Below are 25,786 nucleotides of genomic sequence, written 5' to 3' on the forward strand. Positions count from 1 at the left end.
TGCTCGCCTGGGCTCCCTCCCCTGCTTGCAGGGAGAGCAGGGCGTCAGGGCTGCGGCGGCAAATGCGGATAGTCGCTGAAAGACAGTTGCGCCGTGCCGCCGGCGACTTTCAGCCGCGCCGGCGCGCCAAACGGCAGGGTGAACTTGTCCGGCTCGTGGCCGGTCGGCAGGCCGTCGATCACCGGCATCGCGCTGGCGCGGCGGATCTGCGCAAAACTGTCGACCAGGCCGTAGCCGTTGTCGTAGCCGCTGGGCCGGCACTGGCTGAAATTCCCCAGCAACAACGCGCGCTGGCGCCCCAGCACGCCTGACAGGTGCAGCTGATACAGCATCCGCTCGATCCGGAACGGCGGCTCGCCGACGTCCTCGACGAACAGGATGCCGCCCTCGATCGCCGGAAAATATGGCGTGCCGATCAAGCTGCACAGCACGGCCAGGTTGCCGCCCCACAGCGGCCCCTCGACATCGAGTTCGAGACCTGGCGTGGTGGTCCACTCGACTTGCGCGGACGGCGCGCGCACGGTGTCCCAGAAATGCCGCCAGGTGAATTCGCTGAGCGTCTCGGCGCCGAAATCGGCACCCAGCATCGGGCCGCTGAACGTGCACAGGCCGCTCTTCGCATGCAGCGCCAGCTGCAGCGCGGTGAAATCGCTGTGGCCGACCAGCACGGTGCCACTGCCATCCAGCCGCTCGCGCAAGGCGTCGTAATGCAGTTGCGTCAGCAGGCGCGTGGCGCCGTAGCCGCCGCGGATCGCCAGCGCGATATCCGGCAACTCGTCCCGCATGGCCAGCGCATTGAGGTCGGCGGCCCGCTCCGCATCGCTGCCGGCATAACGCTGCTCGCTGCGATCGAGCACCTCCAGCCCCTCAAGCTCGCAACCGGCCTCGCGCAGCCGCGCCACGCCGCGCGCCATCGCGGCGCGATCGTGCGGGTAACCCGAAGGGGCAATCAGGCGGATGGCGGTATCGGACATGCTCGTCGTGATCGGGAAAGCTCAAGTATGGTTTGCAGGACATGGCCGCGGCATGGCGCGTTCATGCCCTGCGCGAGATTACACGTACTCCACCACTTCCAGCCCGAACCCGCCCAGCCCCACCATCTTGCGCGGCGTACCCAGCACGCGCAGATGGTGCACGCCGAGGTCGACCAGGATCTGCGCGCCGAGACCGAGCTGGCGCCACTCCTGCTGCTGCGCCTCTTGCGGCGCCTGCTTGCTGGGCTGACGGTTGAGCCGGGCCAGCAGCGCCTCCGGGGTGTCCTCGCCGGACAGCACCAGCAGCACGCCGCGGTCCTCGTCGGCGATGCGGCGCAACGCCGAGGTCACGGTGAGGCCGAGGTCGTCGCGTTTCAGGTGCAGCACGTCGGACAGGGTGTTGCGCACGTGCACGCGGGTCAGCACCGGCGCGCCGTCGCCGACCTTGCCGCGCACCAGCGCGTAGTGCAGGCCACGGCGGATCGCGTCGCGGTAGGCGACCAGGCGGAACGGGCCGAACTCGGTGTCCACGTCTTCCTCGTGCACGCGCTGCACGGTCTTCTCGGTCTCCAGGCGATAGCGGATCAGCTCGGCGATGGTGCCGATCTTCAGGCCGTGCTTCTGCGCGAAGATTTCCAGCTCCGGCCGCCGCGCCATCGAACCGTCCTCGTGCAGGATCTCGATCAGCACCGCCGAAGGCTCCAGCCCGGCCAGCGCGGCCAGGTCGCAGCCGGCCTCGGTGTGGCCGGCGCGGGTCAGCACGCCGCCGGGCTGCGCGGTGAGCGGGAAGATGTGGCCCGGCTGCGACAGGTCCTGCGGCTTCGCGTCGGACTTCACCGCCACCTGGATCGTGCGCGCGCGGTCGTGCGCCGAGATGCCGGTGGTGACGCCCTCGGCCGCCTCGATCGAGACGGTGAAGTTGGTGTGGTAGACCGAGGTGTTGTCGCTGACCATCGGGCGCAGGCCGAGCTGGCGCGTGCGCTGCTCGGTGAGCGTGAGACACAGCAGGCCGCGCGCCTCGCGCACCATGAAGTTGACGTCCTCCGGCCGCACCATCTGCGCCGCCATGATCAGGTCGCCCTCGTTCTCGCGGTCCTCGTCGTCGAGGATGACGACCATGCGGCCGGCGCGGATGTCTTCGAGGATTTCGGGAATGGTGTTGAAGGTCATGGGTGTGTCCGTGTCGTGGTTTCCTTCTCCCCGTGGGAGAAGGTGCCCCGAAGGGGCGGATGAGGGTTCGGTCGGAGCGGAATGCGCGGCGCGCCCGAACCCTCATCCCAACCCTTCTCCCAAAGGGAGAAGGGCTCAAGCGGTTCAGGCGAAACCGTGCTGCTTGAGAAAGGCCTCGTCCAGCCGCGGCGTCTCGCCGCTGGACAGCAGCCGTTCGATGTAGCGCGCCACCACGTCCACTTCGATGTTCACCGCGTCGCCCGCGCGGCGCGCGTGGAACGCGGTGTGCCCGACCGTGTGCGGGATCAGGTTGACGCCAAATCGCGACCCGGCGACTTCGTTGACGGTGAGGCTGGTACCGTCGATGCACACCGAGCCTTTCGCCGCGATGTAGCGCGAGATCGCCGCCGGCACCTCGAACGTCCAGCGCTGCGAGCGCCCGTCCGGGGTGATCGAGACCACTTTGCCGAGGCCATCGACATGGCCGGAAACCAGGTGCCCGCCGAGCCGGTCGGCCAGGCGCAGCGCCTTCTCCAGGTTCACCGGGTCGCCCGGCTTGAGCTGGCCCAGCGAGGTCAGCGACAGCGTCTCGTTGGAGACATCGGCGCTGAAGCCGCGCGGTTCCAGCGCGATCGCGGTGAGGCACACGCCGGACACGGCGATCGAATCGCCCAACTGCACGTCGGCAAGGTCGAGGCTCGCGGTATCGACATGCAGGCGCACGTCGCCGCCTCGCGGTTCGAGCCGCGCGATGCGGCCCACGGACTGGATGATGCCGGTGAACATCAGCGCGCCTCCGGCGGGAGGGCAACGGACTGCATGGATGCAATGGCTTTCATGAAACGTACCCCGCGCAAAGTTAAGCGAGTACGCCCCAAGGCATGAGGCCAGGCGTGCGCGATGAAGCGCACGCCCTGCCGTCTTCTCTTGTCCGGACTGTGAGGAAGCAGTCGCCCGCTTCCAACCGTCGGCTCCGGCATCTGACCGGATCTGCTGACCTCACGGCGGTTGCCGTGAGCGCTCGCGGGCTCGCCCCGAAAGGCCTACCGCCGGTGGGGAATTTCGCCCCGCCCTGAAGACGCTGCCGGACGTTGCCGGCCGGCGAAGTCTAGCACTCCCGTCCGTTCAAGCCTGTGCCAGCCCGGCAGCCAGATGGTCGATCAGCGCACGCAGCGCCGGCGTGCGATCCGCGCCGGGCAACCACAACAGGTGCACCGGGAAGGCGGGCAGTTGCCAATCCGGCAGCGGCTCGACCAGGCGGCCCGCAGCCACCAGCGCATCGGCCATGTAGTCGCCCTGCAGGCCGATGCCCACGCCGGCGAGCACGGCATCGCGGATCGCCTGCGCATCATTGCAGCTCAGTACCGGCTCGATGCGCACCGAACGCCGCTGGCGCCGCCGGGAAAACGACCACAAGGTGCCCCGGCGATAGCCGGTGAACGTGATGCAGCGGTGCGCCTTGAACTGGGCCGGGTCGTCGAGCGGCGGCGCCACGGCGAGATAGGCGGGCGAGGCGCAGGGGAAGTAGCGCATCGTGGCCACCCGCCGCGCCACCAGTTGCACGTCGGCCAGGCGACCTACGCGCACGGCCAGGTCGACCTTGCCGACCACCATGTCGACATAGGCATCGTCGTACACCGCCTCGATGCGTACCGCGGGATGCTCGCGCAGGAAGCCGGCCAGCAGCGGCGCCACGCGGTAACGGCCGTAGTTGGACGGCAAGTGGATGCACAGGCGCCCGGCAAGCTCCCCGCCGGGCGGCCGCAAGCCGGCGGCCAGCTCGGTCATCACCATTTCCATGCGCTGCCACTGCGCCTGCAACTGCTCGCCGCGTGCGGTCAGCGCCATGCGCCGCGTGGTGCGCAGGAACAGCCGTGCGCCGACCGCCTCCTCCAGCGCCGCGATGCGCCGGCTCAGCACCGACGGCGTGCAGCCGACCTCCAGTGCCGCCCGCGAAAAGTTCAGCCGCCGCGCGGCGGCGGCGAACGCGCGCAGTTCGCGCAGGCGGGTCGGCGTGAGATCGAAAGATTGATTCATGGAGAGAACAAAAGATTACCAATTTGTGTGGATTATCACCCAGCCGCCGCGGCGCGACCATGCCCGCATTCCAGCCTCCAAGGAGTCATGCCATGCGTGCCATCCAGCTTTCCGCGTTCGGCCTGGACCATCTCGATCCGGTCGACCTGCCCGCCCCGCGCCCCGGCCCCCACGAGGTGCTGGTACGAATGGAGGCCGCCTCGCTCAACTTCCGCGACCAGATGCTGGTCAACGGCGATCTCTACCGCGGCGTGCCGTTGCCGATCGTGCCGGTGTCCGACGGTGCCGGCACGGTGCTGGAGGTCGGCGAAGCGGTGGCTCGCTTCAAGCCCGGCGACCGCGTCACCACGTTCTACAAGTCGCGCTGGATCGCCGGCGCCATGCGACCGGAATGGGAGGGCGCGGAAATCGGCGGCCCGTTCGACGGCGTGATGCGCGAGCTGGCCTGCTTCGACCAGTACTCGCTGGCACGCGCGCCCACACACTTGTCCAGCCTGCAGGCGGCCACTCTGCCGATCGCCGCGCTCACCGCGTGGCAAGTGCTGGAAACGGCCCGCGTCACCACCGGCCAGACCGTGCTGTTGCTGGGCACCGGCGGCGTCTCGCTGTTTGCGCTGCAGTTCGCCAGGCTGCGCGGGGCGCGGGCGATCGTGCTTTCGTCAAGTGACGAAAAACTCGAACGGGCCAAGGCACTGGGCGCCGACGTCGGCATCAACTACAAGACCCACCCGCGGTGGGGTGCACGAGTGCGCGAGGCAAGCGGCGGCGCAGGCGTGGACGTGGTGGTCGAGACGATCGGCGCGGCCACCCTGGCGCAATCGCTGGAAGCGGTGCGCATGCACGGCACGGTGGCCATCCTGGGCTGGATCGGCGGCAACGAGGCGAGATTGCCGCTGACCCCGGTGGTGCTCAAGCGCATACGCCTGCAGGGCATCTCGGTGGCGCCGCTGGAAGCGCACGAACGGATGGTGGCCGCCATCGAGGCCACCGGCCTGGAGCCGGTGATCGACCACGTCTACGGCTTCGGCCAGTTGCGCGAGGCGTTCGAACACCTCGCCGCCGGCCGCCACTTCGGCAAGCTCGCCATCGGCTTCGATCGCTGAGGATCACTCCATGCGCTTGCTCCCTTCCCTCCACCGCGTCGCGCGCGGCCTGCTGCCCCTGTTGCTGGTGGCGTTTGCCGCGTTCGCCCAAGCCGGCGGCGCACGGCCCGGCATCCGCGTATACGTGCTCGATTGCGGCCGCATCGACGCGCGCGACATGGGCATGTTCGACGACAGCGGCGCGCTGGACGGCAAGCCGGGCACCATGTCGGTGCCGTGCTTCCTGATCCGCCACCCGAAAGGCATCCTGTTGTGGGAAACCGGCCTGGGCGACGCCATCGCCGACCGCCCGAACGGCATCGACTTTGCCCCCGGCATCCATGGCAGCGTGCGGGTCAACCTGGTCGACCAGCTCAAGGCGCTGGGCCTGAAACTGTCCGACATCGACTACCTGGCGTTCTCGCACTGGCACATCGACCACACCGGCAACGCCCATCTGTTCGGCAACGCCACCTGGATACTGCAGCGCCGGGAGCTGGCCGCCGCGACCGGCCCCACACCGCCGCCGTTCGAATCACTGGCAGCAGTCAGCGCATACAGGAACGCCAGGATCCGTCTCGTCGATGGCGACACGGATGTCTTCGGCGACGGCAGCGTGCGCTTGCTGTTGCTGCCCGGCCACACGCCCGGCCATCAGGCGTTGCAGCTGCGCCTGCCGCACGCCGGCGTGGTGCTGCTCAGCGGCGACCTCTACCACAGCCGCGAAGCCCGCCGGTTGCGGCGCGTACCCAAGGTCAACGTCGACCGCGCCGCCACGCTGGCATCGATGGAGCGATTCGAAGCGATCGCCGCGCGGACGCATGCGCGGGTGGTAATCCAGCATGATCCGCGTGACGTCGCCCTGCTGCCGCACTTCCCCGCTTACCTGCATTGAAATCAGTTCGGCCGCAACCGCAGGCGGATGTCCTGACCCAGCATGCGCTGATCGACCACCTGCAACTGCCAGCGCCTCGCCATGTCACTGAGCGTGGGCAGTTGCAGCAGCGGGCGGGCGCCGTCGCCCAGCAGAAAGGGCGCGACGTAGAGCAGCAATTCGTCGACCAGGCCGGCGGCGAACAGAGCGCCGCACAGGGTCGGGCCGGCCTCGACATGGACTTCGTTGCAACCGCGGCCGGCCAGCAGGGCAAGCACGGCGCGCAAGTCCAGGGCGTCGCCCTGCATGGCCAGCGCGATCCGCTCGACCCGCGCAAAGCGCTCGTCCGCGCCGGACGCCGCCGCGCCATGCAGCAGCAGGGTCGGCACCGAGCCGTCCAGCACGTGGCTGCCCGCCGGCGTGCGCAACTGGCGGTCGAGGATCACGCGCAGCGGCGGCGCGAACGCCTCGCCTTCGGGCAGGCGCACGGTGAGCCGCGGGTCGTCGGCCAGCACGGTGCCGCTGCCGCTGAGGATCGCCGAGCTGCGCGCGCGCCAGCGCTGCACGTCGGCACGCGCGGCCTCGCCGGTGATCCACTTCGATTCGCCGTTGGCCAGCGCGGTGCGGCCGTCCAGGCTCATCGCCAGTTTCACCCGCACCCACGGGCTGCCGCGTTCGATCCGGCTGAAGAAGCCGATGTTGAGTTCGCGCGCCGCCTCGCGCATCAGGCCGACATCCACCCTGACCCCGGCGTCGCGCAACTTGCCGATGCCGCGACCGGCGACCTGCGGGAACGGATCCTCGGCGGCGATCACCACCCGCTTCACGCCGGCGGCAACCAGCGCGTCGGCGCAAGGCGGCGTGCGGCCGTGGTGCGCGCAGGGCTCCAGCGTCACATAGGCGGTGGCGCCACGCGCCCGTTCGCCGGCTTCGCGCAGCGCATATACCTCGGCATGCGGCTCGCCGGCACGCTGGTGGAAACCCGTGCCGACCACCTCGTCGCCATGCGCGATCACGCAACCCACGCGCGGGTTCGGCTGGGTGGTGCACAGGCCGCGCCCGGCCAGGCGCAGGGCGTGCGCCATGTGAGTGTGATCAACAGCCGAAAAAGAGTCGGTCACGACGTCGCGCCTTTGTAGGAGCGCACCTTGTGCGCGAAAAACTTGCGATGCGGTGACATCATTCGCGCACAGGGTGCGCTCCTACGGTGAGGTCACTTGCCTTCACGCTTGCCGCCGCCGAGCAGGGGCAACTGCAAGTCGGCCAGTCCGGGCAGGTCGCGCTCCAGCTTCTCGATCTCCTCGCGGAACGCGTGCACGTCCTCGAACTTGCGGTAGACCGAGGCGAAACGCACGTAGGCGACCTGGTCGAGGTTCTTCAGCTCGCGCATCACCAGTTCGCCGAGCTGGCGCGACGGCACCTCGCGCTCGCCGCTGCGGCGCAGGTCGTTGATGATGGTGCGCACGGCGCTGTCCACGTCATGGCTGGCCACCGGCCGCTTCTGCAAGGCGCGCTCGAAACTCACCCGCAGCTTGCGCTCGTCGAACGCCTCGCGCCGCTCGCCGCTCTTCACGATCGTCGGCAACTTCAGCTCCGCCGTTTCGTACGTGTTGAAGCGCTCGCCGCACTGCTCGCACTCGCGCCGACGACGCACGCTGGCACCGTCTTCGGTGAGCCGCGAGTCGATCACGCGGGTGTCTTCGTGCTGGCAGAAGGGGCAATGCATCTTTTACGGGATTCGGGATGGGGGATTGGGGGTCCGGAAAAAGCACAAGCCCGCGGGAACCCGGGTTCTTCCGAATCCCGAATCCCCCATCCCGAATCCCGGCATCTCAGCCATACACCGGAAACTTCTTGCACTGCGCCGTGACGTTCCCGCGCACGCGGGCGATCACCGCCTCGTCGGCGGGCGCATCCAGCACGTCGCAGATCCAGTTCGCCAGTTCGGTCACGTCCGCCTCCATGTAGCCGCGGGTGGTGACGGCCGGGGTGCCCACGCGCAGGCCGGAGGTGACGAACGGCTTGCGCGGGTCGTTCGGCACGGCGTTCTTGTTGACGGTGATGTGCGCCTTGCCCAGCGCTTCCTCGGCGGCCTTGCCGGTGACGTCGCGGCCGATCAGGTCGACCAGCATCAGGTGGTTCTCGGTGCCGCCGGAGACGATCTTGTAGCCGCGCGCGACGAAGGTCTTCGCCATCGCCTTGGCGTTCTTCACCACCTGGGCCTGGTAGGCCCTGAACTCGGGTTCCAGCGCTTCCTTGAACGCGACCGCCTTGGCCGCGATCACGTGCATCAGCGGGCCGCCCTGGATACCGGGGAACACGATCGACTGCAGCTTCTTCTCGATCTCCTCGCCCGCGCCCTTGCTCACGATGATGCCGCCGCGCGGCCCGCGCAAAGTCTTGTGGGTGGTCGAGGTGACCACGTGCGCGTGCGGCAGCGGGCTCGGGTACACGCCGGCGGCGACGAGGCCGGCGACGTGGGCCATGTCGACGAACAGGTAGGCGCCGACCTTGTCGGCGATGGCGCGGAAACGCGCCCAGTCCATCACCTGCGAATAGGCGGAGAACCCGGCCACGATCATCTTCGGCTGATGCTCGACGGCGAGGCGCTCGACCTCGTCGTAGTCGACCAGGCCGTTCTCGTCGACGCCGTACTGCACCGCGTCGAGGATCTTGCCGGAAAGGTTCACCTTGGCGCCGTGGGTGAGATGGCCGCCGTGGGCCAGGCTCATGCCGAGGATCTTGTCGCCCGGCTGCAGCAGCGCGAAGTACACCGCCTGGTTCGCCTGCGAACCGGAGTGCGGCTGCACGTTGGCGTAGTCGCAGTCGAACAGCTGCTTGAGCCGCTCGATCGCCAGCTTCTCGGCGACGTCCACGTACTCGCAACCGCCGTAGTAGCGCTTGCCCGGATAACCTTCGGCGTACTTGTTGGTGAGCTTGGAGCCCTGCGCTTCCATCACCCGCGGGCTGGCGTAGTTCTCCGAGGCGATCAGCTCGACGTGATCTTCCTGGCGCTGGCCTTCATCGGCGATGGCCTGGGCCAGTTCGTCGTCGTAACCGGCAATCGTGCAGTCCTTGGGGAACATTCTGGCCTCGGCAGGTGGTGGCGGGATTAGCCGGAAAGTGTAGCGCTGCCGGGCGTTTGCGGCCACCGGTCAGGCGGAGCCGGGCGGCAGCATCGGCGCGACGCCACAAGCCGCTATACTGCACGGTTTGACGAATTCCCTTTCCGTGCCGACCCAAGCAGGCGGCGCGGCGCACGCCTTCGGAGGTTGCATGAGCTCGCAGTACATCTTCACCATGAACGGGGTCAGCAAGACCGTCCCGCCGAAGCGCCAGATCATCAAGGACATCTCGCTCAGCTTTTTCCCCGGCGCCAAGATCGGCCTGCTCGGCGTCAACGGCGCGGGCAAGTCCACCGTGCTGCGCATCATGGCCGGCGTCGACAAGGACTTCCAGGGCGAGGCGCGCGCGCAGCCGGGCACCAAGATCGGCTACCTGGCGCAGGAGCCGGACCTGAACCCGGCAAAGACCGTGCGCGAAGTGGTCGAGGAAGGCGTGTCGGAAATCCTCGATGCGCAGAAACGGCTGGAAGAGGTCTACACCGCCTACGCCGAGGAAGGCGCCGACTTCGACAAGCTGGCGAAGGAGCAGGAAAAGCTCGAGAACCTGCTGGCCGCCAACGATGCGCATGCGCTGGAGCGCCAGCTGGAAGTGGCCGCCGACGCACTGCGCCTGCCGGCATGGGACGCGATCATCGGCCCGCTGTCCGGTGGCGAGAAGCGCCGCGTGGCGCTGTGCCGCCTGCTGCTGTCCAAGCCGGACATGCTGCTGCTGGACGAGCCGACCAACCATCTGGACGCCGAGTCGGTGGACTGGCTGGAAAAATTCCTGCACGACTATCCCGGCACCGTGGTGGCGGTCACCCATGACCGCTACTTCCTCGACAACGCCGCCGAGTGGATCCTCGAACTCGACCGCGGCCGCGGCATTCCGTGGAAGGGCAACTACACCGAATGGCTGGAGCAGAAGGACGCCCGCCTGAAGCAGGAAGCGAACCAGGAGAAGTCGCGCCAGAAGGCGATCGCGAAGGAGCTGGAGTGGGTGCGTTCGGCCGCCAAGGGCCGCCAGTCCAAGGGCAAGGCCCGCCTGGCCCGCTTCGAGGAACTGAACTCGGTCGACTACCAGCGCCGCAACGAGACCAACGAGATCTTCATCCCGCCGGGCGAGCGCCTGGGCCAGGAAGTGATCGAGTTCAAGAACGTGACCAAGTCGTTCGGCGACCGCGTGCTGATCGAGGACCTGTCGTTCAAGGTGCCGCCGGGCGCCATCATCGGCGTGATCGGCCCGAACGGTGCCGGCAAATCCACCCTGATGAAGATGATCATGGGCAAGGAAACGCCGGATTCGGGCGAGGTGAAGCTGGGCCATACCACCAAGCTCGCCTACGTCGACCAGTCGCGCGACGCGCTCGACCCGAAGAACAACGTGTGGCAGGAAGTCTCCGGCGGCTCGGACATCCTCACCATCGGCAACTTCGAGATCCAGTCGCGCGCCTACATCGGCCGCTTCAACTTCAAGGGCACCGACCAGCAGAAGATCGTCGGCAGCCTGTCCGGCGGCGAGCGCGGCCGCCTGCACATGGCCAAGACCCTGCTGCAGGGCGGCAACGTGCTGCTGCTCGACGAGCCGTCCAACGACCTCGACGTGGAAACCCTGCGCGCGCTGGAAGACGCCCTGCTCGAATTCCCCGGCTCGGCGATCGTGATCTCGCATGACCGCTGGTTCCTCGACCGCATCGCCACCCACATCATCGCGTTCGAAGGCGACTCGCACGTGGAGTTCTTCCCCGGCAACTACAACGAGTACGAGGCCGACAAGAAGCGCCGCCTCGGCGAGGAAGGCGCGCAACCGCACCGCGTGAAATACAAGAAGCTGGCTTGACGGCGGCCTGAGCCCCTCTCCCTGCGGGAGAGGGGTTGGGGTGAGGGTACGGGCGGAGCGCGATCCTGGAATCTGCCGTGAGGTTCACGCCATCGCTCCGCCCGAACCCTCACCCGCCCCTTCAGTTTCCTTCTCCCTGAGGGAGAAGGAAACCGCCAACGGAGACCCCGATGCACTTCATGCAATCCCTGCAGCAAGCCTGGATCCGCAACGACTCGCTGGTCTGCGTCGGCCTCGATCCGGAACCGGCGAAATTCCCCGCGCATCTGCGCGACGCGCCCGACGCGGTGTTCGATTTCTGCCGCACCATCGTCGACGCCACCGCCGACCTGGTCTGCGCGTTCAAGCCGCAGATCGCGCACTTCGCCGCGCTGCGCGCCGAAGACGCGCTGGAACGCCTGATCGCGCACATCCACGCGAAGCATCCCGGCGTGCCGGTGATCCTCGACGCCAAGCGCGGCGACATCGGCAGCACCGCGCAGCACTACGCCAGCGAGGCGTTCGAGCGCTACCAGGCCGACGCGGTGACGCTGAACCCGTATCTCGGCCGCGACTCGATCCAGCCGTTCCTCGATCGCTCCGACAAGGGCGTGATCCTGCTCTGCCGCACCTCCAATCCCGGCGGCGCGGATTTCCAGGCGCTGGACTGCGGCGGCATGCCGCTCTATCTGCGCGTGGCCGAAACCATTGCCCGCGACTGGAACGCGCACGGCAACTGCGCGCTCGTGACCGGCGCCACCTGGCCGGAAGAACTGGGCAAGGTGCGCGCGGCGGTCGGCGACATGCCGCTGCTGGTACCCGGCATCGGTGCCCAGGGCGGCGACGTGGAAGCGGTGCTGCGCCACGGCCGCAATGCCGACGGCACCGGCCTGCTGATCAGCTCGTCCCGCGCGATCCTGTACGCCGGCCACGGCGAGGATTTCGCTGCGACCGCCCGTGCCGCCGCCGGCGGACTGCGCGACACCATCAATCGCTGCCGGCGCGGCTGAGCGGGTCGCGCGCCGGCGCTGCAGTCAGCCCGTCGCCGTCTTCGCTGCCTGCAGCGCCTTCGTCTTCAGGTCCAACGTATCGGCCGCGTCCAGCAGTGCCCGCGCAAAGCTGCGCACCTCGGCGGGACGCAAGGCATACCAGTTGCCGCTCTTGCCGGCTTCGTCCACCTTGCGCCCCGCACGGGACACGCAATGCGGCCGGAAGATCACCATGCCGGTCAGCGATTCCGAGCTGATGTCCGCCGAGACGATCTGCATGTGCGTTTCATCTTCTTTCTTCACCGAACTTCTCCCGGGCGGACATCCGCCCTCCCGCAGCTTACGCCACCGCAAATTCAGGCGGTGTTTCGCGTAGGTCGGCATCCGCGCGGCCGTTGTAACCTTTGGGAGCCGCACGTGTTCGCGCCATCACATCGCGCTTGCTCGACGCGGCCTCCCCAACCCGAAAAGGAAGACGACGCATGTCCGCACAGACCGATATTCGCGTGGAAGACTGGAACCGCTTGCAGCGGGAAGTGGCGCGTTTGCGCATCCTGGTGATCGTCGCCCTGCTGGCGGTGATCGCACTGGCCGCCATGTCGTTGCTGCGCAAGCCGGACACACCGACCAGACCCGACACGATTCTCCGGGCACAGGGCCTGGTGATCACCGATGCGCAGGGACACGACCGCATCCTGATCGGCGCACCGGTACCGGCCAGCAACGACCGCACGCGCAAGGACGACGCCTCGGACGGCATCATCTTCCTCGGCAAGACCGGCGCAGACCGCCTCGCGCTCGGGCAAATGCCTGCGCCATTCATTGGCGGCAAGAGCTACAAGCGACTCGGCGATGGCGACAATTACGGCATGACGTTGTACGACACGAAGGGCAATGAGCGTGGTGGCATGGGCTTCATGGGCATGGGCCGCGCCGTGTTCGGGCTGGACCGGGCTACTCCGCCCTATGACGCGATCGGCATGATGGTCGACGACAAGGAAGGTTTCGCCGGGATGATCATCAACTACGGCGATCCCAAGGCGAAGGACACCGGCATCGAATTGGGTACCGATGCCAACAGCGCCCACATCCAGCTTAACGGCAAGGACGGCCTCCCGCGCGCAAAGCTGAACGTCGACGGGACGAACAAGCCGGCGTGGCAGTTCGACGACACCGAATCGGCATCGAAGGCCGCGCAACCCCAAGGCCACTGACCGCAATAGCCGCACTGTCCATGCGCAACCGACGGCTGCGCATGGACATCAATCCGTCACCGCCGTCGCCGGCAAGCGAGTTCCCGCGGCCTGTGGTGCACGCAACAGCCTCGCGCGCAACCAGCGTTCACATGGCAGCGACAGCCAGCGCTCCACTGCCACGCCAAGCAGCCAGCACAGGGGCAGGGCCAGCAAGTACCAGGCAAAACCCCAGCGCGGATCACCATCGACGAGCCGGTACAGGCGCACCACCGTGAACACCACGAACATGTGGCTGAGGTAGATCTCGTAGCTCAGGCGCCCCCACGAGCGCAGCCAGTCCCACCCACGCAGCGGCCGCCAGTTGCCCCGCAGTTGCCGTTGCTGGCTGGCCAGCAGCAGGCACAGCGCCGACAGCGCCAGCACCAGCAGATAACCGTCATGCAGCAGGTGCCACAGCACCGCGCCGCCCAGCATGACCGCTGCCAGGCCGATCGCACCGAGCCATCCCAGCAGGATGCCGGTGCGCCGCGGCGGTGCCGGCCAATGCGATGCCAGCACCGCACCGAGCACGCCGATCGCGATCGCCGACATGCCGGGCAGATAGGCCTTCTCCTGCCAGATCTCGTTGCCGCGCAAGGCGGCGTGCGTCCATGGCATCGACAGCGCCAGCAGCACCAGCATCGGCAACAGCACCACGCGGCGCCGCGTCAGCAGGCACACGATCGGGAAGCCGAGATAGAACACCTCCTCGATCGACAGCGACCACAGCACGTCCCAGTTGCCGGGCAGATAACCGGTCTGCCCCTCGTACCAGTTCAGGTGCAGGCCGAGCGCGGCAAGTATCGCGCGCGACAGCGACTGGTCGGCGTGGACGATCGTGTAGTCGCGCACGCCGGCCAGGTGCAGCACGCTCAGCACCGCCACCAGCGCCAGCAGGCACGGCACGATGCGGGCGAAACGCCGCGCATAGAACGCCCGCATGTCGATCTGTTCCAGGCTGCCCCAGCGGCGCAGCGCATTGCCCGCGATCAGGAACCCCGAGATCACGAAGAACACGAGGACCGCCTCGTAGCCGTTGTAGTTCAGCCGGCTCAGCAGCCACGCCGGCAGCACGTCGGCCAGTGCAGTCTGCTTCAACGGAATGCGCAGGCCGAGATGGTTGAACACCACCAGCACGATCGCCAACCCGCGCAGCAGGTCGATGCCGGGATTGCGGGCAAGAGCGTCATGACGCACGTCCGGTCGGGTCGATTCCGCTGACAGCATCCTGGGTCACTCGAGCTGAAGTGCTGCATCATCCGTGATGTATCGCGCAACGGACAAGTTGCCGGTCTCGCCATGCGGCATGCGTCACTCGTCCTTTACATCCATTCCCGGAAACAGCACCTCGGTATAGCCGAACTTGCTGAAGTCGGTGATGCGCGAGGGATACAGCCGGCCGATCAGGTGGTCGCACTCGTGCTGCACCACGCGGGCATGGAAGCCTTCGGCGGTGCGTTCGATGCGGGCGCCGCTGGGATCGATGCCTTCGTAGCGGATCAGCGTGTAGCGGTTCACCGCGCCGCGCAGGCCGGGCACGGACAGGCAGCCTTCCCAGCCTTCCTCCATGTCCTGCGACAGCGGCGTGATCACCGGGTTGAGCAGGATCGTGCGCGGCACTTCGGGAGCGTCGGGATAGCGCTCGGAATGCTCGAAGCCGAAAATCACCAACTGCAGGTCGACGCCGATCTGCGGTGCGGCCAGGCCGACCCCATCGGCGGCCTGCATGGTCTCGAACATGTCGGCGATCAGCGCATCGAGTTCCGCGCTGCCCAGCATCGCGGGGGGCACCAGCGGCGCGATGCGCAGCAGGCGCGGGTCGCCCATCTTGAGGATTTCACGGATCATGCGCAGCCTCGTCGTCGGGAAGGTCATGGCCTGCGATGGTGTCCACTCCTGCGTGAACGCCGGCCGCCGGTCACCTGCCGCCGAATACCTTCTTCAGCAGGTCGGTGGTGCGGGCGCCCGGGTTGTGGCGGATCGACTGTTCCTGTTCGCCGATGGTGGTGAACAGGCCGTCCAGGGTCTTCGCGGTCACGTAGTCGTCCAGGTCCAGCGGGCTGCCGCCCTTGCTCGACTTGCCCGACTTGCCGCCGAGCGCGCCCAGCGCGCCGCCCAGTTCGCCGCCCATGCCGCCGGCGGTGAACGCCTTGTACTTCTGGGTGACGCCGACGCTGTCGGTGGCCTTGGCCACGATCGGATGGATGCGCGCGGTCAGCGCATCGCCGGCGACGCGGCGGAAGAAGTCGGTGGCCGCATGGTCGCCGCCGGCGAGGATGCCGCGCGCGTCATCCAGGGTCATCTTGCGGATCGCATCGCCGAAGATCTCGGCCACCTGCGGCACCGCCTTCTCCGCCGCGCGGTTCATGCTCAGCTCGAACGCGTCGACCTTGACGCCCTGCCCCAGCTGGCGCGCCAGCTTGCCCGCCTGCTCAAGTTTGCCCGGCAGCGGAATGCGCACCTTGCTGTTGTTCCAGAAACCGCCGTCGCGGCCCAGGCTGTTGATCGCGTTGGTAGTGCCCTTGGCCAGCGCCTCCTTGAGCCCCGCGGCGATGTCGCTGGTCGGCAGGTTGCTGCCGGACTGCGATGCATCGGACGCATGCGTCGACTGCTTGACCTTGTTCAGCAGATCCTTGAACTGGCCCGAGCCGGTAGCCATCAGCGGCAGCGCGGCGCCCGTGAGGACGAGGCCCAGCAAACCGTAGCGAATCGCGATGCGCATGACGAATTCCTTGTGGCCGGCGAGGCGGCCAGTGTAGCGCCGCCGCCTCGTCGCGGCGTGACGGCGCGGCCCCCGCTATTCGACCAAAGGCTAATGCCGATTGGCCGGTTTTGGGATTGACCGCCGCGGCCGGCAGGACGACTCTTGCGGCATTGCCGAGGAGAACCCGCCCATGCAAGCCGCCGTCATGCCCAAGCCCAGTCCGGCCAGCAAGATATTGTGGGTCGCCATCGCCATCGTCGGCGCATTCTGCCTGGGCGTGGTCGCCCTGCGCCGGGGCGAGCCGATCAACGCGATCTGGCTGGTCGCCGCGTCGATCGCCATCTTCGTGATCGGCTACCGTTTCTACGGCAAGTTCGTCGAACACTCGGTGCTGAAGCTGGACCCGACCCGCGCGCCGCCCTCGGTGCTGCGCAACGACGGTCTCGACTACGTGCCTACCGACAAGTGGGTGGTGTTCGGCCACCATTTCGCCGCGATCGCCGGCGCCGGTCCGCTGGTCGGTCCGGTGCTGGCCGCGCAGATGGGCTACCTGCCCGGCACGATCTGGATCCTGTTCGGCGTGGTATTCGCCGGTGCGGTGCAGGATTTCATGATCCTCGGCCTGTCGCTGCGCCGCGACGCCCGTTCGCTCGGCCACATGCTGCGCGAGGAACTGGGGCCGCTGCCCGGCATCGTGGCGATGATCGGCGTGCTGGTGCTGATGATGATCGTGCTGGCGGTGCTGGCGCTGGTGGTGGTCAAGGCGCTCACGCACAGTCCGTGGGGCACTTTCACCGTGGCCGCCACCATCCCGATCGCGCTGCTGATGGGCGGCTATCTGCGCTGGTTCCGCCCGGGCCGCATCCTGGAAGTGTCGCTGATCGGCCTGGTGCTGCTGCTGGCCTCGATCTGGTTCGGCAAGTACGTCGCCGACTCCGCCACGCTGGCGCCGCTGTTCGACTTCGACGCCAAGGCGCTGGCCTGGCTGCTGATCGCCTACGGCTCCTGCGCCTCGGTGCTGCCGGTGTGGCTGCTGCTGGCGCCGCGCGATTACCTCAGCACCTTCCTCAAGATCGGCACCATCGCGCTGCTGGCGCTGGCGATCTTCCTGGCCGCGCCGACCCTGCAATTGCCGGCGGTGACCAAGTTCATCGACGGTACCGGCCCGGTATTCGCCGGCGACCTGTTCCCGTTCCTGTTCATCACCATCGCCTGCGGCGCGGTGTCCGGCTGGCATTCGATCATCGCCTCCGGCACCACGCCCAAGCTGCTCGCCAACGAAGGTCAGGCGCGCATGGTCGGCTACGGCGGCATGCTGATGGAGGCCTTCGTGGCGATCATGGCGCTGGTCGCCGCCGCTTCGCTGCACCCGGGCGTGTACTTCGCGATGAATTCGCCGGGCGCGATCGTCGGCACCACCGTGCAGGAAGCGGCCACCACGATCAGCCAGTGGGGCTTCGTGGTGACCCCGGACGAACTGCTGCAGACCGCGAAGGACATTGGCGAAGGCAGCATCCTCGGCCGCGCCGGCGGCGCGCCGACGCTGGCGGTGGGCATGGCCCAGCTGCTGCACAACATCCTTCCCGGCGGCGGCATGATGGCGTTCTGGTACCACTACGCGATCCTGTTCGAGGCGCTGTTCATCCTCACCACGGTGGACGCCGGCACCCGCGTGGGCCGCTTCATGATCCAGGAGATCGCCGGCCTGATCCACAAGCCGCTGCAGGAAACCGAATCGTGGACCGGCAACCTGCTGGCCACCGCGATCTGCGTGGCGCTGTGGGGCTACTTCCTGTACCAGGGCGCGGTCGACCCGCTCGGCGGCATCAACACCCTGTGGCCGCTGTTCGGCATCGCCAACCAGATGCTCGCCGCGATCGCGCTGATGCTGTGTACCGTGGTGGTGGTGAAGCTCAAGCGCGAGCGCTATGTGTGGGTGCCGGGCCTTCCCGCGTTGTGGCTGATCGTCTGCACGCTCACCGCCGGCTTCGAAAAACTGGTCGGCCCGATCAGCTTCACCGCGGCCGCGAACAAGTACTCGGCCGCGATGCAGCAGGGCCAGTTGCTGGCGCCGGCCAAGTCGGCGGCGGAGATGCAGCGGATCGTCACCAACAACTACGTGGACATGGTGATGACCGGCCTGTTCATGGCGCTGGTGGTGGCGATGGTGCTGTTCTGCCTGCGCGCGCTGGTCAAGGCCTGGCAGACCAACCACCCGACCGCGCACGAGGAACCGTACGTGGCGCTGGCCAGCGTCGCCAGCTGAGGACGACGCGATGAACGCAATCATGCTGCGGTCCGTGCGCAAGTGGGCGGTGCAGACCGCCCGCCTGTGCTGCGGCGTGCCCGACTACGATGTCTACGTGAAGCACCTGCGCGAGCACCATCCCGAGCGCAGGGTACCCAGTTACAAGGAGTTCTTCCGCGAACGGCAGGAAGCCCGCTACAAGGGTACGGGCGGGCGCTGCTGCTGAAAGGCCGCCGCAACGTTGCACGAACCTGCCGGCAGGCCATGCTCTCGACGGCTCCCGATCCCCGTCACGGAGCACCGCCCGCCGGCAGGCTCCTGCACCCGCATGCCTGCGGTGACCGTGCCGGTACGCACTGGTCAACCGCGCGCAAGCGAGGACAATGGGCGGCTTGCCTGTCCGTGTCCCGCCATGCCCGAGCACAAGAACCCCGCACTTCCCCCGCACGAGGCCGGCCCGGTGCAGCATCACCCCGGCCTGCGCGTCATCGCGGTCTACGAGATCATCAAGACCGCCTGCCTGGTGCTGGTGGCGATGGCGGCGTTCCACCTCGACCGCCAGCAGAGCTTCGAGCACCTGGTGCACTGGCTGGAACACCTCTCGCTGACCGACAGCAACGGCCTGCGCTGGAAACTGGTCGGCCTGCTGGAGGATTTCGGCCCGAGCCGGTTCGTGGCGGTCGGCGCGGTCGCGCTCGGCTACGCCGTGCTGTTCGGCATCGAAGGCGTCGGCCTGTGGCTGGGCAAGTACTGGGCCGAATGGTTCACGGTGATCGCCACCGGCTCCCTGATCCCGCTGGAACTGTACGAGACGCTGCACCGCTTCGGCTGGCTCAAGCTGGCCACCCTGGCCGGCAACGCGGCGATCGTGGTGTACCTGGTGCGCATCGCGCTGCAGACGCGAGCGGCACGGCACGCATCGAGGCCTCACACCTCGTGATGCACCGCCTCGGCGGATAGCGCCGCGCGTCGCGGCATCAGCTCGACCAGGTACATCGCAGCCAGGATCAAGCCGCCGCCGAGCAGCATGCGCCAGCTGAGCACGTCGCTGCCCAGCAGCACCGCGAACGCCGCGGCGAACACCGGCTCGGTGGTCATCACGATCGCCGCGCGGGTGGCCGGCAGGTGCGACTGCGCCCAGGTCTGCATCAGCATCGCGCCGGCGCCGGCGATCAGCGCCATGTACAGCACGGCGAACCAGGCGCTGCGGTCGGGCGGCAGCACCGGCCCGTGCGGCGCGGTGGCGAGCAGGCAGACCAGCGCGATCGCCACCATCTGCACCGCCGACAGGCCGAACGCCTCGCCCTGCCGCGACCACTGGCCGAGCAGCACGATGTGCAACGCATACAGCGCGGCCGAGGCCAGGGTCAGCCACACGCCCAGGTCGACCGAGACGCCGTTCAGCGACAGCAGCGCCAGCCCCGCGGTGGACAGCAGCACCGCCAGCCACACCACGCCGGCCATGTGCTGGCGCAACAGCAGCAACGCCAGGATCGGCGTGAACACCACATACATGCCGGTGGCGAAACCGCTGACGCTGGGCGCGATCAGCGACAGCCCCCAGGTCTGCAGCAGCTGGCCGATGCCGTAGATCGCGCCAAGCAGCAGGCCGCGCAGCACCTGCCGGCGGCCGAGCCGCCACACCGGCCGGGCGAACAGCGCCAGCATCGCCGCAGCGGCGATCACGAAGCGCACGGCCAGGAAATCCGCCACCGGCATGCGCCCGACCACGTCCTTGATCAATACGAAGGTGGAGCCCCACACCGCGGTCATCGCCAGCAGGCCCAGGGTGGCGAGAGTAGTGACGGTGCGGGAATTCATCGGAGAAGGAGGACAGCGCGAGGAAGGACAGTGTGCCGCAACCTCCGCGGCGGGTACATGCAGACGCAAGGGCGCCGCTACTCGCCCCCTGCTACCCGCCCGTTTCCCGCTTTCTTCGCCCGCAGCAATCGCCACAGTTGCGCCGGGACCTGAGCCAGGAAATGCGACCAGATGCCCAGCCACACGACGCCGGCCGTCAGTGGATTGCGTGCAGCCGGGTCGTGCTTGCGGAACCAGCGCCACATGCCGCGGTGCTTGTGGCGGCTGACGAACACCGGGCGGTGGCGGCTGGAGCTGCCCTTGCCGTGCAGCACGCGCACGTCGCCGGCCAGCAGCACCTGGTAGCCGAGGTCGCGTACGCGGCGGCACAGGTCCAGGTCCTCGCAATGCAGGAAGTAGTCCTCGTCGAAACCGCCGAGGCGCTGGAACATCGCGCGCGGCATCAGCATCACCGCGCCCGACACCGCTTCGGCCTCGACCACCTCGGCCGGAATCTCCCGCTCGATGTTGACCTTCTCGCCGGAGCGGCCGAGCAGGCTGTTGAGCGAACGCTGCAGCAACGGGTCGCGGCGCCACGAAGCGGGATCGGGAAGACCGTCGGCGTCGCACACCACTGCGCCGATCAGGCCGGCCCTGGGCTGGCCGGAGAGCAGGTCCAGCAGGCGCTGCAGATCGCCTTGCCGCAACAGGCAGTCGGGGTTGAGGATCAGCAAGGCCTGGCCATGCGCCTGCTTCGCGGCGAGGTTCGCCGCCGGGCCGAAGCCCAGGTTGCGGTAGTTGTAGATCACCTTGAGCCGCGTGTCGTGCGCATGCGCGCGTTCGATCGCCTCGGGCACGCCGTCGTGCGAATCGTTGTCGACCAGGATCAGTTCCAGCGGCAGCGTGCTGGCCAGCACGCCGCGCACGCATTCACGCAGCGTCGGGCCACTGTCGGCGGACACCACGATTACGCTGAGCGCCAGCGCGAACGGCGAGCGATGGAAAGCAGGAGTAGCCACGCGACAAGTATGCGCGGAGACGTACCCGGGGAAAACAGGTTGCGACGTCATGGCACCGAGAAAATCCGCGATTCGCCATCGCTTCACGTTTCTTCCATATCGTCCTCGCCGAGCACCGCCGACAACGCCAGCGGCATGTCGTCGTCGCGACGCAGCAGCCATGGTTGCTCGCGATACCAGCCGCCCAGCTGCCAGCCGCGCAGGCGATGCTGCCGCTCGCGCTGGCGATCCCACAACAGCACGCCGCGGTCGTTGTGCAGGCGCGCGGCAAACCAGCGCCCACCCGGACTGAAGGCGGCGAGCGCGTCGACGCCGTCGATGCGCTCGCCGATTTCAAAGCGGTACGCGCCTTCGCGGTAGAGCACGTGGCCACCCAGCGGGTCGACCAGCTCATTCGTGGCGGTTTGCCACGCCGGCGGCTGCAGCTCGATGATCTCCGCGGGCGGACCGACCGGCGCCATCGCCAGCTCGGGCCACTCGGCGGATGGCGCAGCCGCCCGCGCGCGGTGCAGCTCGCGATCGAGCCAGGCCTCCAGCCCGACCAGCAGCGTGTAGCCGGCCAGGGCTCCCAGCAGGGCCGCGCCCCAGGCGAATGCATCGCCGCCCAGTGCCCGCTGCAGCGCGAACAGCACGCCTGGCAGGCCCCAGCGCAAGGCGCGCCGGATCAACGCGGCATGCGCGTCGGCCAGCCGGTACTGCAGCAAGGTCACTCCGGCTGCCAGCGCCAGCAGCAGCGGCAGGCCGAGCCACCACGGCAGCGACGCCAGCAGGACCAGCCAGGCCGCTCGCGCCAGCACGCCGCGCCACGCCGGCCAGCGGCGCCGGGCCATCGCTCAGCGCCTCGTTGCGCGGCGGGCGGTCAGCCGCACCACACGCGGGCATTGCGGAACATGCGCATCCACGGTGAATCCTCGCCCCACTGCTCCGGATGCCAGCTCAGCTGCACGCTGCGGAACACGCGCTCGGGATGCGGCATCATGATCGTCACGCGGCCATCGGCGGCGGTGAAGCCGGCCAGGCCGCCCGGCGAACCGTTGGTGTTGAGCGGGAAGTTCTCGGTCGGCCTGCCGCGGTTGTCGACGAAACGCACCGCGCCGTTCGACTTCGACGGGCTGCACGCATGCGGGAAACTCACCCGGCCCTCGCCGTGCGCCACCGCCACCGGAATCCGCGAGCCGGCCATGCCCTTGAAGAAGATGCTCGGCGTGTCGAGGATCTCCAGCGTGGCCAGGCGCGCCTCGTACTGTTCGGACGCGTTGCGCAGGAACTTCGGCCAATGCTGCGCGCCGGGAATGATCTCCTTCAGCTGCGACAGCATCTGGCAGCCGTTGCATACGCCGAGCGCGAATTTCGTCGGATCGGCGAAGAACGCGCTGAACTCGGCTCGCAGATAGTCGTTGTACAGGATCGAGGTGGCCCAGCCGCGGCCGGCACCGAGCACGTCGCCGTAGGAAAAACCGCCGCAGGCCGCGAAGCCGCGGAAGTCCGCGAGTTTGATCCGCCCGCTGGCGAGGTCGGACATGTGCACGTCCACCGCGTCGAAGCCGGCGCGGGTGAACGCGGCCGACATCTCGACCTGGCCGTTGACGCCCTGCTCGCGCAGGATCGCGATGCGCGGGCGTTCGCCCTTGCCGACGAACGGCGCGGCGACATCCTGCGACGGATCGAACGTGAGCTTCGGGGTGATGCCCGGATCGGCATCGTCGAGCCGCCATTCCGACTCGGCGTCGGCGGTGAGCGGGTTGTCGCGTAGGCGCTGCATCGCGTGGCTGGTCTCGTTCCACGCCTTGAACAGCGTGCTCCAGTGCCACTTGAACAAGGTCTCGTCGCCGAGGAACAGCTTGATCCCCAGCTTCTCCTTTGGCCGGCCGATGCGATGGCTGATGCCGGCCAGCCCGTACTTGATCAACAGCGCTTCGAACGCCTCGCGGTTCGCCTCGGCCACCTGCGCCACCGCGCCGAGTTCCTCGTTGAACAACGCACGCAGGGTCGCTTCCGCCCAGCCGTCCAGATGGATTTCCAGGCCGCAGTGGCCGGCGAACGCCATCTCCAGCAAGGTGGTGATGACGCCGCCGTCGGAGCGGTCGTGGTAGGCCAGCAGCAGGCCGTTCGCGTTCGCTTCCTGGACCAGCTCGAACAGCGCCTTCAGCCGTTTCGCGTCGTCCAGGCTCGGCGGCATGCCGCCGCCGCGGTTGAACACCTGGGTCAGCGCCGAGCCGCCGAGACGGTCGCGCCCCGCGCCCAGGTCGATCAGCCACAACGCGGAGTCGCCGCGGTCCAGCCGCAACTGCGGCGTGAGCGTGCGGCGCACGTCACTGACGCGGGCGAAACCGGTGATCACCAGCGACACCGGCGATACCGTGCGCTGCGCGGTGCCGCCGTCCTGCCATACCGTCTGCATCGACAGCGAGTCCTTGCCGACCGGGATGGAGATCTCCAGCTCGGGGCACAGCTCCATGCCGATCGCCTTGACCGCATCGAACAGCGCGGCGTCCTCGCCCGGATGGTTGACCGCGGCCATCCAGTTCGCCGACAGGCGAACTTCGCCGAGGCTGCCGATCGACGCCGCAGCCAGGTTGGTGATCGCCTCGCCGACCGTCAGCCGCGCCGCGTCGGCGCTGCTCAGCAGGGCCACCGGCGCGCGCTCGGCCATCGCCATCGCCTCGCCGGCATAGCCGTCGAAGTCGGCGATGGTCACCGCGCAGTCGGCCACCGGCACCTGCCACGGGCCGACCATCGGGTCGCGCGCATTCAGGCCGCCGACGGTGCGGTCGCCGATCGTGATCAGGAAACTCTTGCTGCCCACGCCGGGCAGGCGCAACACGCGCAGCAGCGCCTCGTCCATGCCGATGCCGGTGAGGTCCGGCACCAGGTCGATGCGTGCCTTCGACCGCGTGGCGTCGCGATGCATCCGCGGCGGCTTGCCGAACAGCACGTCCATCGGCAGGTCGATGACGACCAGTCCGCGGTGCGGGTCGGTCAGCACCAGCTGGCGCTCGACCGTGGCGTCGCCGACTACCGCATACGGGCAGCGTTCGCGCTGGCACATCGCCTCGAACTCGGCCAGATTCTCCGGACCGATCGCCAACACGTAGCGTTCCTGCGATTCGTTGCTCCACACCTGCATCGGCGACAGCGAGGGGTCGTCGCAGGGAATCTTCGACAGGTCGATCACGCCGCCGACGCCGGCGTCGTTGAGCAGTTCGGGTATCGCGTTGGACAGGCCGCCGGCGCCGACGTCGTGCACGCTGACGATCGGGTTGTGCTCGCCGCGCGCCCAGCAGGCGTCGATCACTTCCTGGCAGCGCCGCTCCATCTCGGCGTTGTCGCGCTGCACCGAGGCGAAGTCCAGCTCCGCGCTCGACGCGCCGCCGGCGACCGACGAGGCCGCGCCGCCGCCCAGCCCGATCAGCATCGCCGGGCCGCCCAGCACGATCACCTTGTTGCCCGGCTGCACCGCATGCTTCAGCACGTGGCCGGGGCGCAGGTTGGCCAGCCCGCCGGCCAGCATGATCGGCTTGTCGTAGCCGCGGCGCAGGCCGGGCTCGGCGCTCTCGTGCTCGTAGCTGCGGAAATAGCCGCCCAGGCAGGCGCGGCCGAATTCGTTGTTGAACGCGGCGGCGCCGAGCGGGCCGTCGCGCATGATCTCGAACGCGCTGGCCATGCGCGGCGGCAGCGGGCGATCCACTTCCCACGGCCGCGGCAAGCCGGGAATGCGCAGGTCGGACACCGAGAAACCGGTGAGCCCGGCCTTCGGCTTGCCGCCGCGGCCGGTCGCGCCCTCGTCGCGGATCTCGCCGCCGGCGCCGGTGGCGGCGCCGGGCCACGGCGCGATCGCGGTGGGATGGTTGTGCGTCTCCACCTTGATCGCGTAGTCGATGCGTTCCTCGTGGCCGCGCCACACGCCATCGGCCGGGTCGGCGAAGAAGCGCCGGCCGGTGCTGCCCTCGATCACCGCCGCGTTGTCCGAATACGCGGACAGGGTATGCGCGGGCGAGCGCTGGTGGGTGTGCTTGATCATGCCGAACAGGGTCTTGTCCTGTTCCGCGCCGTCGACCGTCCAGCTGGCGTTGAACACCTTGTGCCGGCAATGCTCGGAGTTCGCCTGGGCGAACATGAAGAGTTCGGCATCGGTGGGATCGCGGCCGAGTTCGGCGTAGCGATCGACCAGGTAGTCGATCTCGTCGTCGGCCAGCGCCAGTCCCAGCCGCCCGTTCGCCGCGGCCAGCGCGGCCTGCGGGTCGGCGCCGAGCGCCACGTGCACCAGGTCGCCGGGCGAGCCGGCCAGGAACAGGCCTTGCGCGTCCTCGATGCGGTTCAGCACCGACTGCGTCATCGCGTCGTGCAGCACCGCCATGATCGCGGCATGGTCCGGCGCCCCGGCCGGCGGCAGGCCGGCCACCTGCCAGGCCAGCCCGCGCTCGACACGATGCACGTCGAAGCCGGCGCCATGCAGGATGTCGGTGGCCTTGCTCGACCACGGCGAGATCGTGCCCAGCCGCGGCACCACCCACAGCGTGGCCGGCTCCGGCGCGGCGTCCTTCGCCTCCAGCACGGCCAGCAGGCGCTGGCGCAGCTCACCCTCCGGCGCCGTCTCGGCGTCGACGAAGTAGACGAACCACGACGCCTGCACGCGCACGCCGCGATGCAGGGCATCCAGGCGGGCATTGAGGCGTTCGAGGCGGAACGGCGAGAGGGCGTTCTGCCCGTCGAGTGCGATCATGCGGGGAA

General features: G+C 68.5%; 23 protein-coding genes and 1 riboswitch. Of the genes, 8 read left to right on the plus strand and 15 right to left on the minus strand.

Annotated features, from left to right (window positions below):
* Positions 1 to 44: 44 nt before the first annotated feature.
* The 4 genes from ldcA to KK131_RS05195 all read right to left on the minus strand — a co-directional run bounded on the left by ldcA (position 45) and on the right by KK131_RS05195 (position 4,181).
* Positions 45 to 974, minus strand: coding sequence for a muramoyltetrapeptide carboxypeptidase (gene ldcA, locus KK131_RS05180; RefSeq protein WP_214555629.1), 930 nt, complete (start codon positions 972 to 974; stop codon positions 45 to 47).
* A gap of 78 nt (positions 975 to 1,052) precedes the next feature.
* Complete coding sequence (ribBA, locus tag KK131_RS05185; RefSeq protein ID WP_214555630.1) at positions 1,053 to 2,144, minus strand: bifunctional 3,4-dihydroxy-2-butanone-4-phosphate synthase/GTP cyclohydrolase II; 1,092 nt, start codon at positions 2,142 to 2,144, stop codon at positions 1,053 to 1,055.
* 144 nt (positions 2,145 to 2,288) lie between these two features.
* A complete protein-coding gene (locus KK131_RS05190) occupies positions 2,289 to 2,930 on the minus strand; it encodes a riboflavin synthase (RefSeq protein WP_214555631.1) in 642 nt (213 codons plus the stop codon).
* Between the two features lie 129 nt (positions 2,931 to 3,059).
* Positions 3,060 to 3,228: riboswitch (FMN riboswitch) on the minus strand.
* A 41-nt stretch (positions 3,229 to 3,269) separates the two neighbouring features.
* Positions 3,270 to 4,181 (minus strand): LysR family transcriptional regulator, encoded by a 912-nt coding sequence (locus tag KK131_RS05195; RefSeq protein WP_214555632.1) that lies wholly within the window; start codon positions 4,179 to 4,181, stop codon positions 3,270 to 3,272.
* Positions 4,182 to 4,273: 92 nt separating this feature from the next.
* Between KK131_RS05195 and KK131_RS05200 the strand changes: the two genes are divergently transcribed.
* On the plus strand, positions 4,274 to 5,284 hold the full coding sequence (locus KK131_RS05200; protein ID WP_214555633.1) for an NAD(P)-dependent alcohol dehydrogenase: 1,011 nt from the start codon (positions 4,274 to 4,276) through the stop codon (positions 5,282 to 5,284).
* Positions 5,285 to 5,294: 10 nt separating this feature from the next.
* A complete protein-coding gene (locus tag KK131_RS05205; RefSeq protein ID WP_214555634.1) occupies positions 5,295 to 6,158 on the plus strand; it encodes an N-acyl homoserine lactonase family protein in 864 nt (287 codons plus the stop codon).
* Positions 6,159 to 6,160: 2 nt separating this feature from the next.
* On the opposite strand, the gene ribD is transcribed toward KK131_RS05205, so the two are convergent.
* From ribD to glyA, 3 genes are all read right to left on the minus strand, one after another.
* The gene (gene ribD / locus KK131_RS05210; RefSeq protein ID WP_214555635.1) at positions 6,161 to 7,222 is read right to left on the minus strand and encodes a bifunctional diaminohydroxyphosphoribosylaminopyrimidine deaminase/5-amino-6-(5-phosphoribosylamino)uracil reductase RibD; all 1,062 of its coding nucleotides are present in this window, start codon (positions 7,220 to 7,222) and stop codon (positions 6,161 to 6,163) included.
* Between the two features lie 128 nt (positions 7,223 to 7,350).
* Positions 7,351 to 7,863, minus strand: a complete 513-nt coding sequence (gene nrdR, locus KK131_RS05215; protein WP_214555636.1) for a transcriptional regulator NrdR — start codon at positions 7,861 to 7,863, stop codon at positions 7,351 to 7,353.
* A gap of 106 nt (positions 7,864 to 7,969) precedes the next feature.
* The gene (gene glyA, locus KK131_RS05220) at positions 7,970 to 9,223 is read right to left on the minus strand and encodes a serine hydroxymethyltransferase (protein WP_214555637.1); all 1,254 of its coding nucleotides are present in this window, start codon (positions 9,221 to 9,223) and stop codon (positions 7,970 to 7,972) included.
* Between the two features lie 190 nt (positions 9,224 to 9,413).
* Here glyA and ettA point away from each other — a divergent pair, with 190 nt between their 5' ends.
* The gene (gene ettA / locus KK131_RS05225) at positions 9,414 to 11,081 is read left to right on the plus strand and encodes an energy-dependent translational throttle protein EttA (RefSeq protein WP_214555638.1); all 1,668 of its coding nucleotides are present in this window, start codon (positions 9,414 to 9,416) and stop codon (positions 11,079 to 11,081) included.
* A 170-nt stretch (positions 11,082 to 11,251) separates the two neighbouring features.
* On the plus strand, positions 11,252 to 12,070 hold the full coding sequence (gene pyrF, locus KK131_RS05230) for an orotidine-5'-phosphate decarboxylase (protein ID WP_214555639.1): 819 nt from the start codon (positions 11,252 to 11,254) through the stop codon (positions 12,068 to 12,070).
* A gap of 24 nt (positions 12,071 to 12,094) precedes the next feature.
* Here the strand turns inward: pyrF and KK131_RS05235 are convergent, their stop codons facing one another.
* A complete protein-coding gene (locus tag KK131_RS05235) occupies positions 12,095 to 12,328 on the minus strand; it encodes a hypothetical protein (protein WP_214556651.1) in 234 nt (77 codons plus the stop codon).
* A 161-nt stretch (positions 12,329 to 12,489) separates the two neighbouring features.
* Between KK131_RS05235 and KK131_RS05240 the strand changes: the two genes are divergently transcribed.
* On the plus strand, positions 12,490 to 13,263 hold the full coding sequence (locus KK131_RS05240; RefSeq protein WP_250887054.1) for a hypothetical protein: 774 nt from the start codon (positions 12,490 to 12,492) through the stop codon (positions 13,261 to 13,263).
* 48 nt (positions 13,264 to 13,311) lie between these two features.
* Here KK131_RS05240 and KK131_RS05245 read toward each other — a convergent pair whose 3' ends face one another.
* From KK131_RS05245 to KK131_RS05255, 3 genes are all read right to left on the minus strand, one after another.
* Positions 13,312 to 14,481, minus strand: a complete 1,170-nt coding sequence (locus KK131_RS05245; protein WP_345777212.1) for an acyltransferase — start codon at positions 14,479 to 14,481, stop codon at positions 13,312 to 13,314.
* Between the two features lie 114 nt (positions 14,482 to 14,595).
* A complete protein-coding gene (gene def / locus KK131_RS05250; RefSeq protein ID WP_214555641.1) occupies positions 14,596 to 15,132 on the minus strand; it encodes a peptide deformylase in 537 nt (178 codons plus the stop codon).
* Between the two features lie 70 nt (positions 15,133 to 15,202).
* A complete protein-coding gene (locus KK131_RS05255) occupies positions 15,203 to 16,006 on the minus strand; it encodes a DUF4197 domain-containing protein (protein ID WP_214555642.1) in 804 nt (267 codons plus the stop codon).
* 172 nt (positions 16,007 to 16,178) lie between these two features.
* Here KK131_RS05255 and KK131_RS05260 point away from each other — a divergent pair, with 172 nt between their 5' ends.
* The 3 genes from KK131_RS05260 to KK131_RS05270 all read left to right on the plus strand — a co-directional run bounded on the left by KK131_RS05260 (position 16,179) and on the right by KK131_RS05270 (position 19,176).
* Positions 16,179 to 18,254, plus strand: coding sequence for a carbon starvation CstA family protein (locus KK131_RS05260; protein WP_214555643.1), 2,076 nt, complete (start codon positions 16,179 to 16,181; stop codon positions 18,252 to 18,254).
* A 10-nt stretch (positions 18,255 to 18,264) separates the two neighbouring features.
* Positions 18,265 to 18,462 carry a YbdD/YjiX family protein gene (locus tag KK131_RS05265; protein ID WP_214555644.1) on the plus strand — a complete coding sequence of 66 codons (198 nt, stop codon included), beginning with the start codon at positions 18,265 to 18,267 and terminating at the stop codon, positions 18,460 to 18,462.
* 186 nt (positions 18,463 to 18,648) lie between these two features.
* Positions 18,649 to 19,176: a DUF2127 domain-containing protein gene (locus KK131_RS05270; protein ID WP_214555645.1), complete on the plus strand. Its 528-nt coding sequence runs from the start codon at positions 18,649 to 18,651 to the stop codon at positions 19,174 to 19,176.
* On the opposite strand, the gene KK131_RS05275 is transcribed toward KK131_RS05270, so the two are convergent.
* The 4 genes from KK131_RS05275 to purL form a co-directional block, all read right to left on the minus strand.
* Positions 19,164 to 20,057 (minus strand): DMT family transporter, encoded by an 894-nt coding sequence (locus KK131_RS05275; protein WP_214555646.1) that lies wholly within the window; start codon positions 20,055 to 20,057, stop codon positions 19,164 to 19,166. The genes KK131_RS05270 and KK131_RS05275 overlap by 13 nt on opposite strands.
* A 77-nt stretch (positions 20,058 to 20,134) precedes the next feature.
* Positions 20,135 to 21,055 carry a glycosyltransferase family 2 protein gene (locus KK131_RS05280; protein ID WP_214555647.1) on the minus strand — a complete coding sequence of 307 codons (921 nt, stop codon included), beginning with the start codon at positions 21,053 to 21,055 and terminating at the stop codon, positions 20,135 to 20,137.
* A gap of 83 nt (positions 21,056 to 21,138) precedes the next feature.
* Entirely contained in the window at positions 21,139 to 21,885 is a 747-nt protein-coding gene (locus KK131_RS05285; protein WP_214555648.1) for a hypothetical protein, read from the minus strand.
* Between the two features lie 29 nt (positions 21,886 to 21,914).
* On the minus strand, positions 21,915 to 25,778 hold the full coding sequence (purL, locus tag KK131_RS05290; RefSeq protein WP_214555649.1) for a phosphoribosylformylglycinamidine synthase: 3,864 nt from the start codon (positions 25,776 to 25,778) through the stop codon (positions 21,915 to 21,917).
* Positions 25,779 to 25,786: the final 8 nt, after the last annotated feature.

This window comes from Rhodanobacter sp. LX-99 (assembly GCF_018599185.1).
Classification (GTDB): domain Bacteria; phylum Pseudomonadota; class Gammaproteobacteria; order Xanthomonadales; family Rhodanobacteraceae; genus Rhodanobacter.

What these genes read in the sequence shown, in the direction of transcription:
- def (WP_214555641.1), bottom strand. Translation starts at nt 15,132, where the DNA reads ATGATCCGTGAAATCCTCAAGATGGGCGACCCGCGCCTGCTGCGCATC.
- KK131_RS05275 (WP_214555646.1), bottom strand. Translation starts at nt 20,057, where the DNA reads ATGAATTCCCGCACCGTCACTACTCTCGCCACCCTGGGCCTGCTGGCG.
- KK131_RS05260 (WP_214555643.1), top strand. Translation starts at nt 16,179, where the DNA reads ATGCAAGCCGCCGTCATGCCCAAGCCCAGTCCGGCCAGCAAGATATTG.
- KK131_RS05235 (WP_214556651.1), bottom strand. Translation starts at nt 12,328, where the DNA reads ATGCAGATCGTCTCGGCGGACATCAGCTCGGAATCGCTGACCGGCATG.
- ribBA (WP_214555630.1), bottom strand. Translation starts at nt 2,144, where the DNA reads ATGACCTTCAACACCATTCCCGAAATCCTCGAAGACATCCGCGCCGGC.
- KK131_RS05285 (WP_214555648.1), bottom strand. Translation starts at nt 21,885, where the DNA reads ATGGCCCGGCGCCGCTGGCCGGCGTGGCGCGGCGTGCTGGCGCGAGCG.
- KK131_RS05195 (WP_214555632.1), bottom strand. Translation starts at nt 4,181, where the DNA reads ATGAATCAATCTTTCGATCTCACGCCGACCCGCCTGCGCGAACTGCGC.
- KK131_RS05255 (WP_214555642.1), bottom strand. Translation starts at nt 16,006, where the DNA reads ATGCGCATCGCGATTCGCTACGGTTTGCTGGGCCTCGTCCTCACGGGC.
- KK131_RS05270 (WP_214555645.1), top strand. Translation starts at nt 18,649, where the DNA reads ATGCCCGAGCACAAGAACCCCGCACTTCCCCCGCACGAGGCCGGCCCG.
- KK131_RS05190 (WP_214555631.1), bottom strand. Translation starts at nt 2,930, where the DNA reads ATGTTCACCGGCATCATCCAGTCCGTGGGCCGCATCGCGCGGCTCGAA.
- KK131_RS05200 (WP_214555633.1), top strand. Translation starts at nt 4,274, where the DNA reads ATGCGTGCCATCCAGCTTTCCGCGTTCGGCCTGGACCATCTCGATCCG.
- ldcA (WP_214555629.1), bottom strand. Translation starts at nt 974, where the DNA reads ATGTCCGATACCGCCATCCGCCTGATTGCCCCTTCGGGTTACCCGCAC.
- KK131_RS05205 (WP_214555634.1), top strand. Translation starts at nt 5,295, where the DNA reads ATGCGCTTGCTCCCTTCCCTCCACCGCGTCGCGCGCGGCCTGCTGCCC.
- ettA (WP_214555638.1), top strand. Translation starts at nt 9,414, where the DNA reads ATGAGCTCGCAGTACATCTTCACCATGAACGGGGTCAGCAAGACCGTC.
- ribD (WP_214555635.1), bottom strand. Translation starts at nt 7,222, where the DNA reads ATGGCGCACGCCCTGCGCCTGGCCGGGCGCGGCCTGTGCACCACCCAG.
- KK131_RS05265 (WP_214555644.1), top strand. Translation starts at nt 18,265, where the DNA reads ATGAACGCAATCATGCTGCGGTCCGTGCGCAAGTGGGCGGTGCAGACC.
- purL (WP_214555649.1), bottom strand. Translation starts at nt 25,778, where the DNA reads ATGATCGCACTCGACGGGCAGAACGCCCTCTCGCCGTTCCGCCTCGAA.
- glyA (WP_214555637.1), bottom strand. Translation starts at nt 9,223, where the DNA reads ATGTTCCCCAAGGACTGCACGATTGCCGGTTACGACGACGAACTGGCC.
- pyrF (WP_214555639.1), top strand. Translation starts at nt 11,252, where the DNA reads ATGCACTTCATGCAATCCCTGCAGCAAGCCTGGATCCGCAACGACTCG.
- nrdR (WP_214555636.1), bottom strand. Translation starts at nt 7,863, where the DNA reads ATGCATTGCCCCTTCTGCCAGCACGAAGACACCCGCGTGATCGACTCG.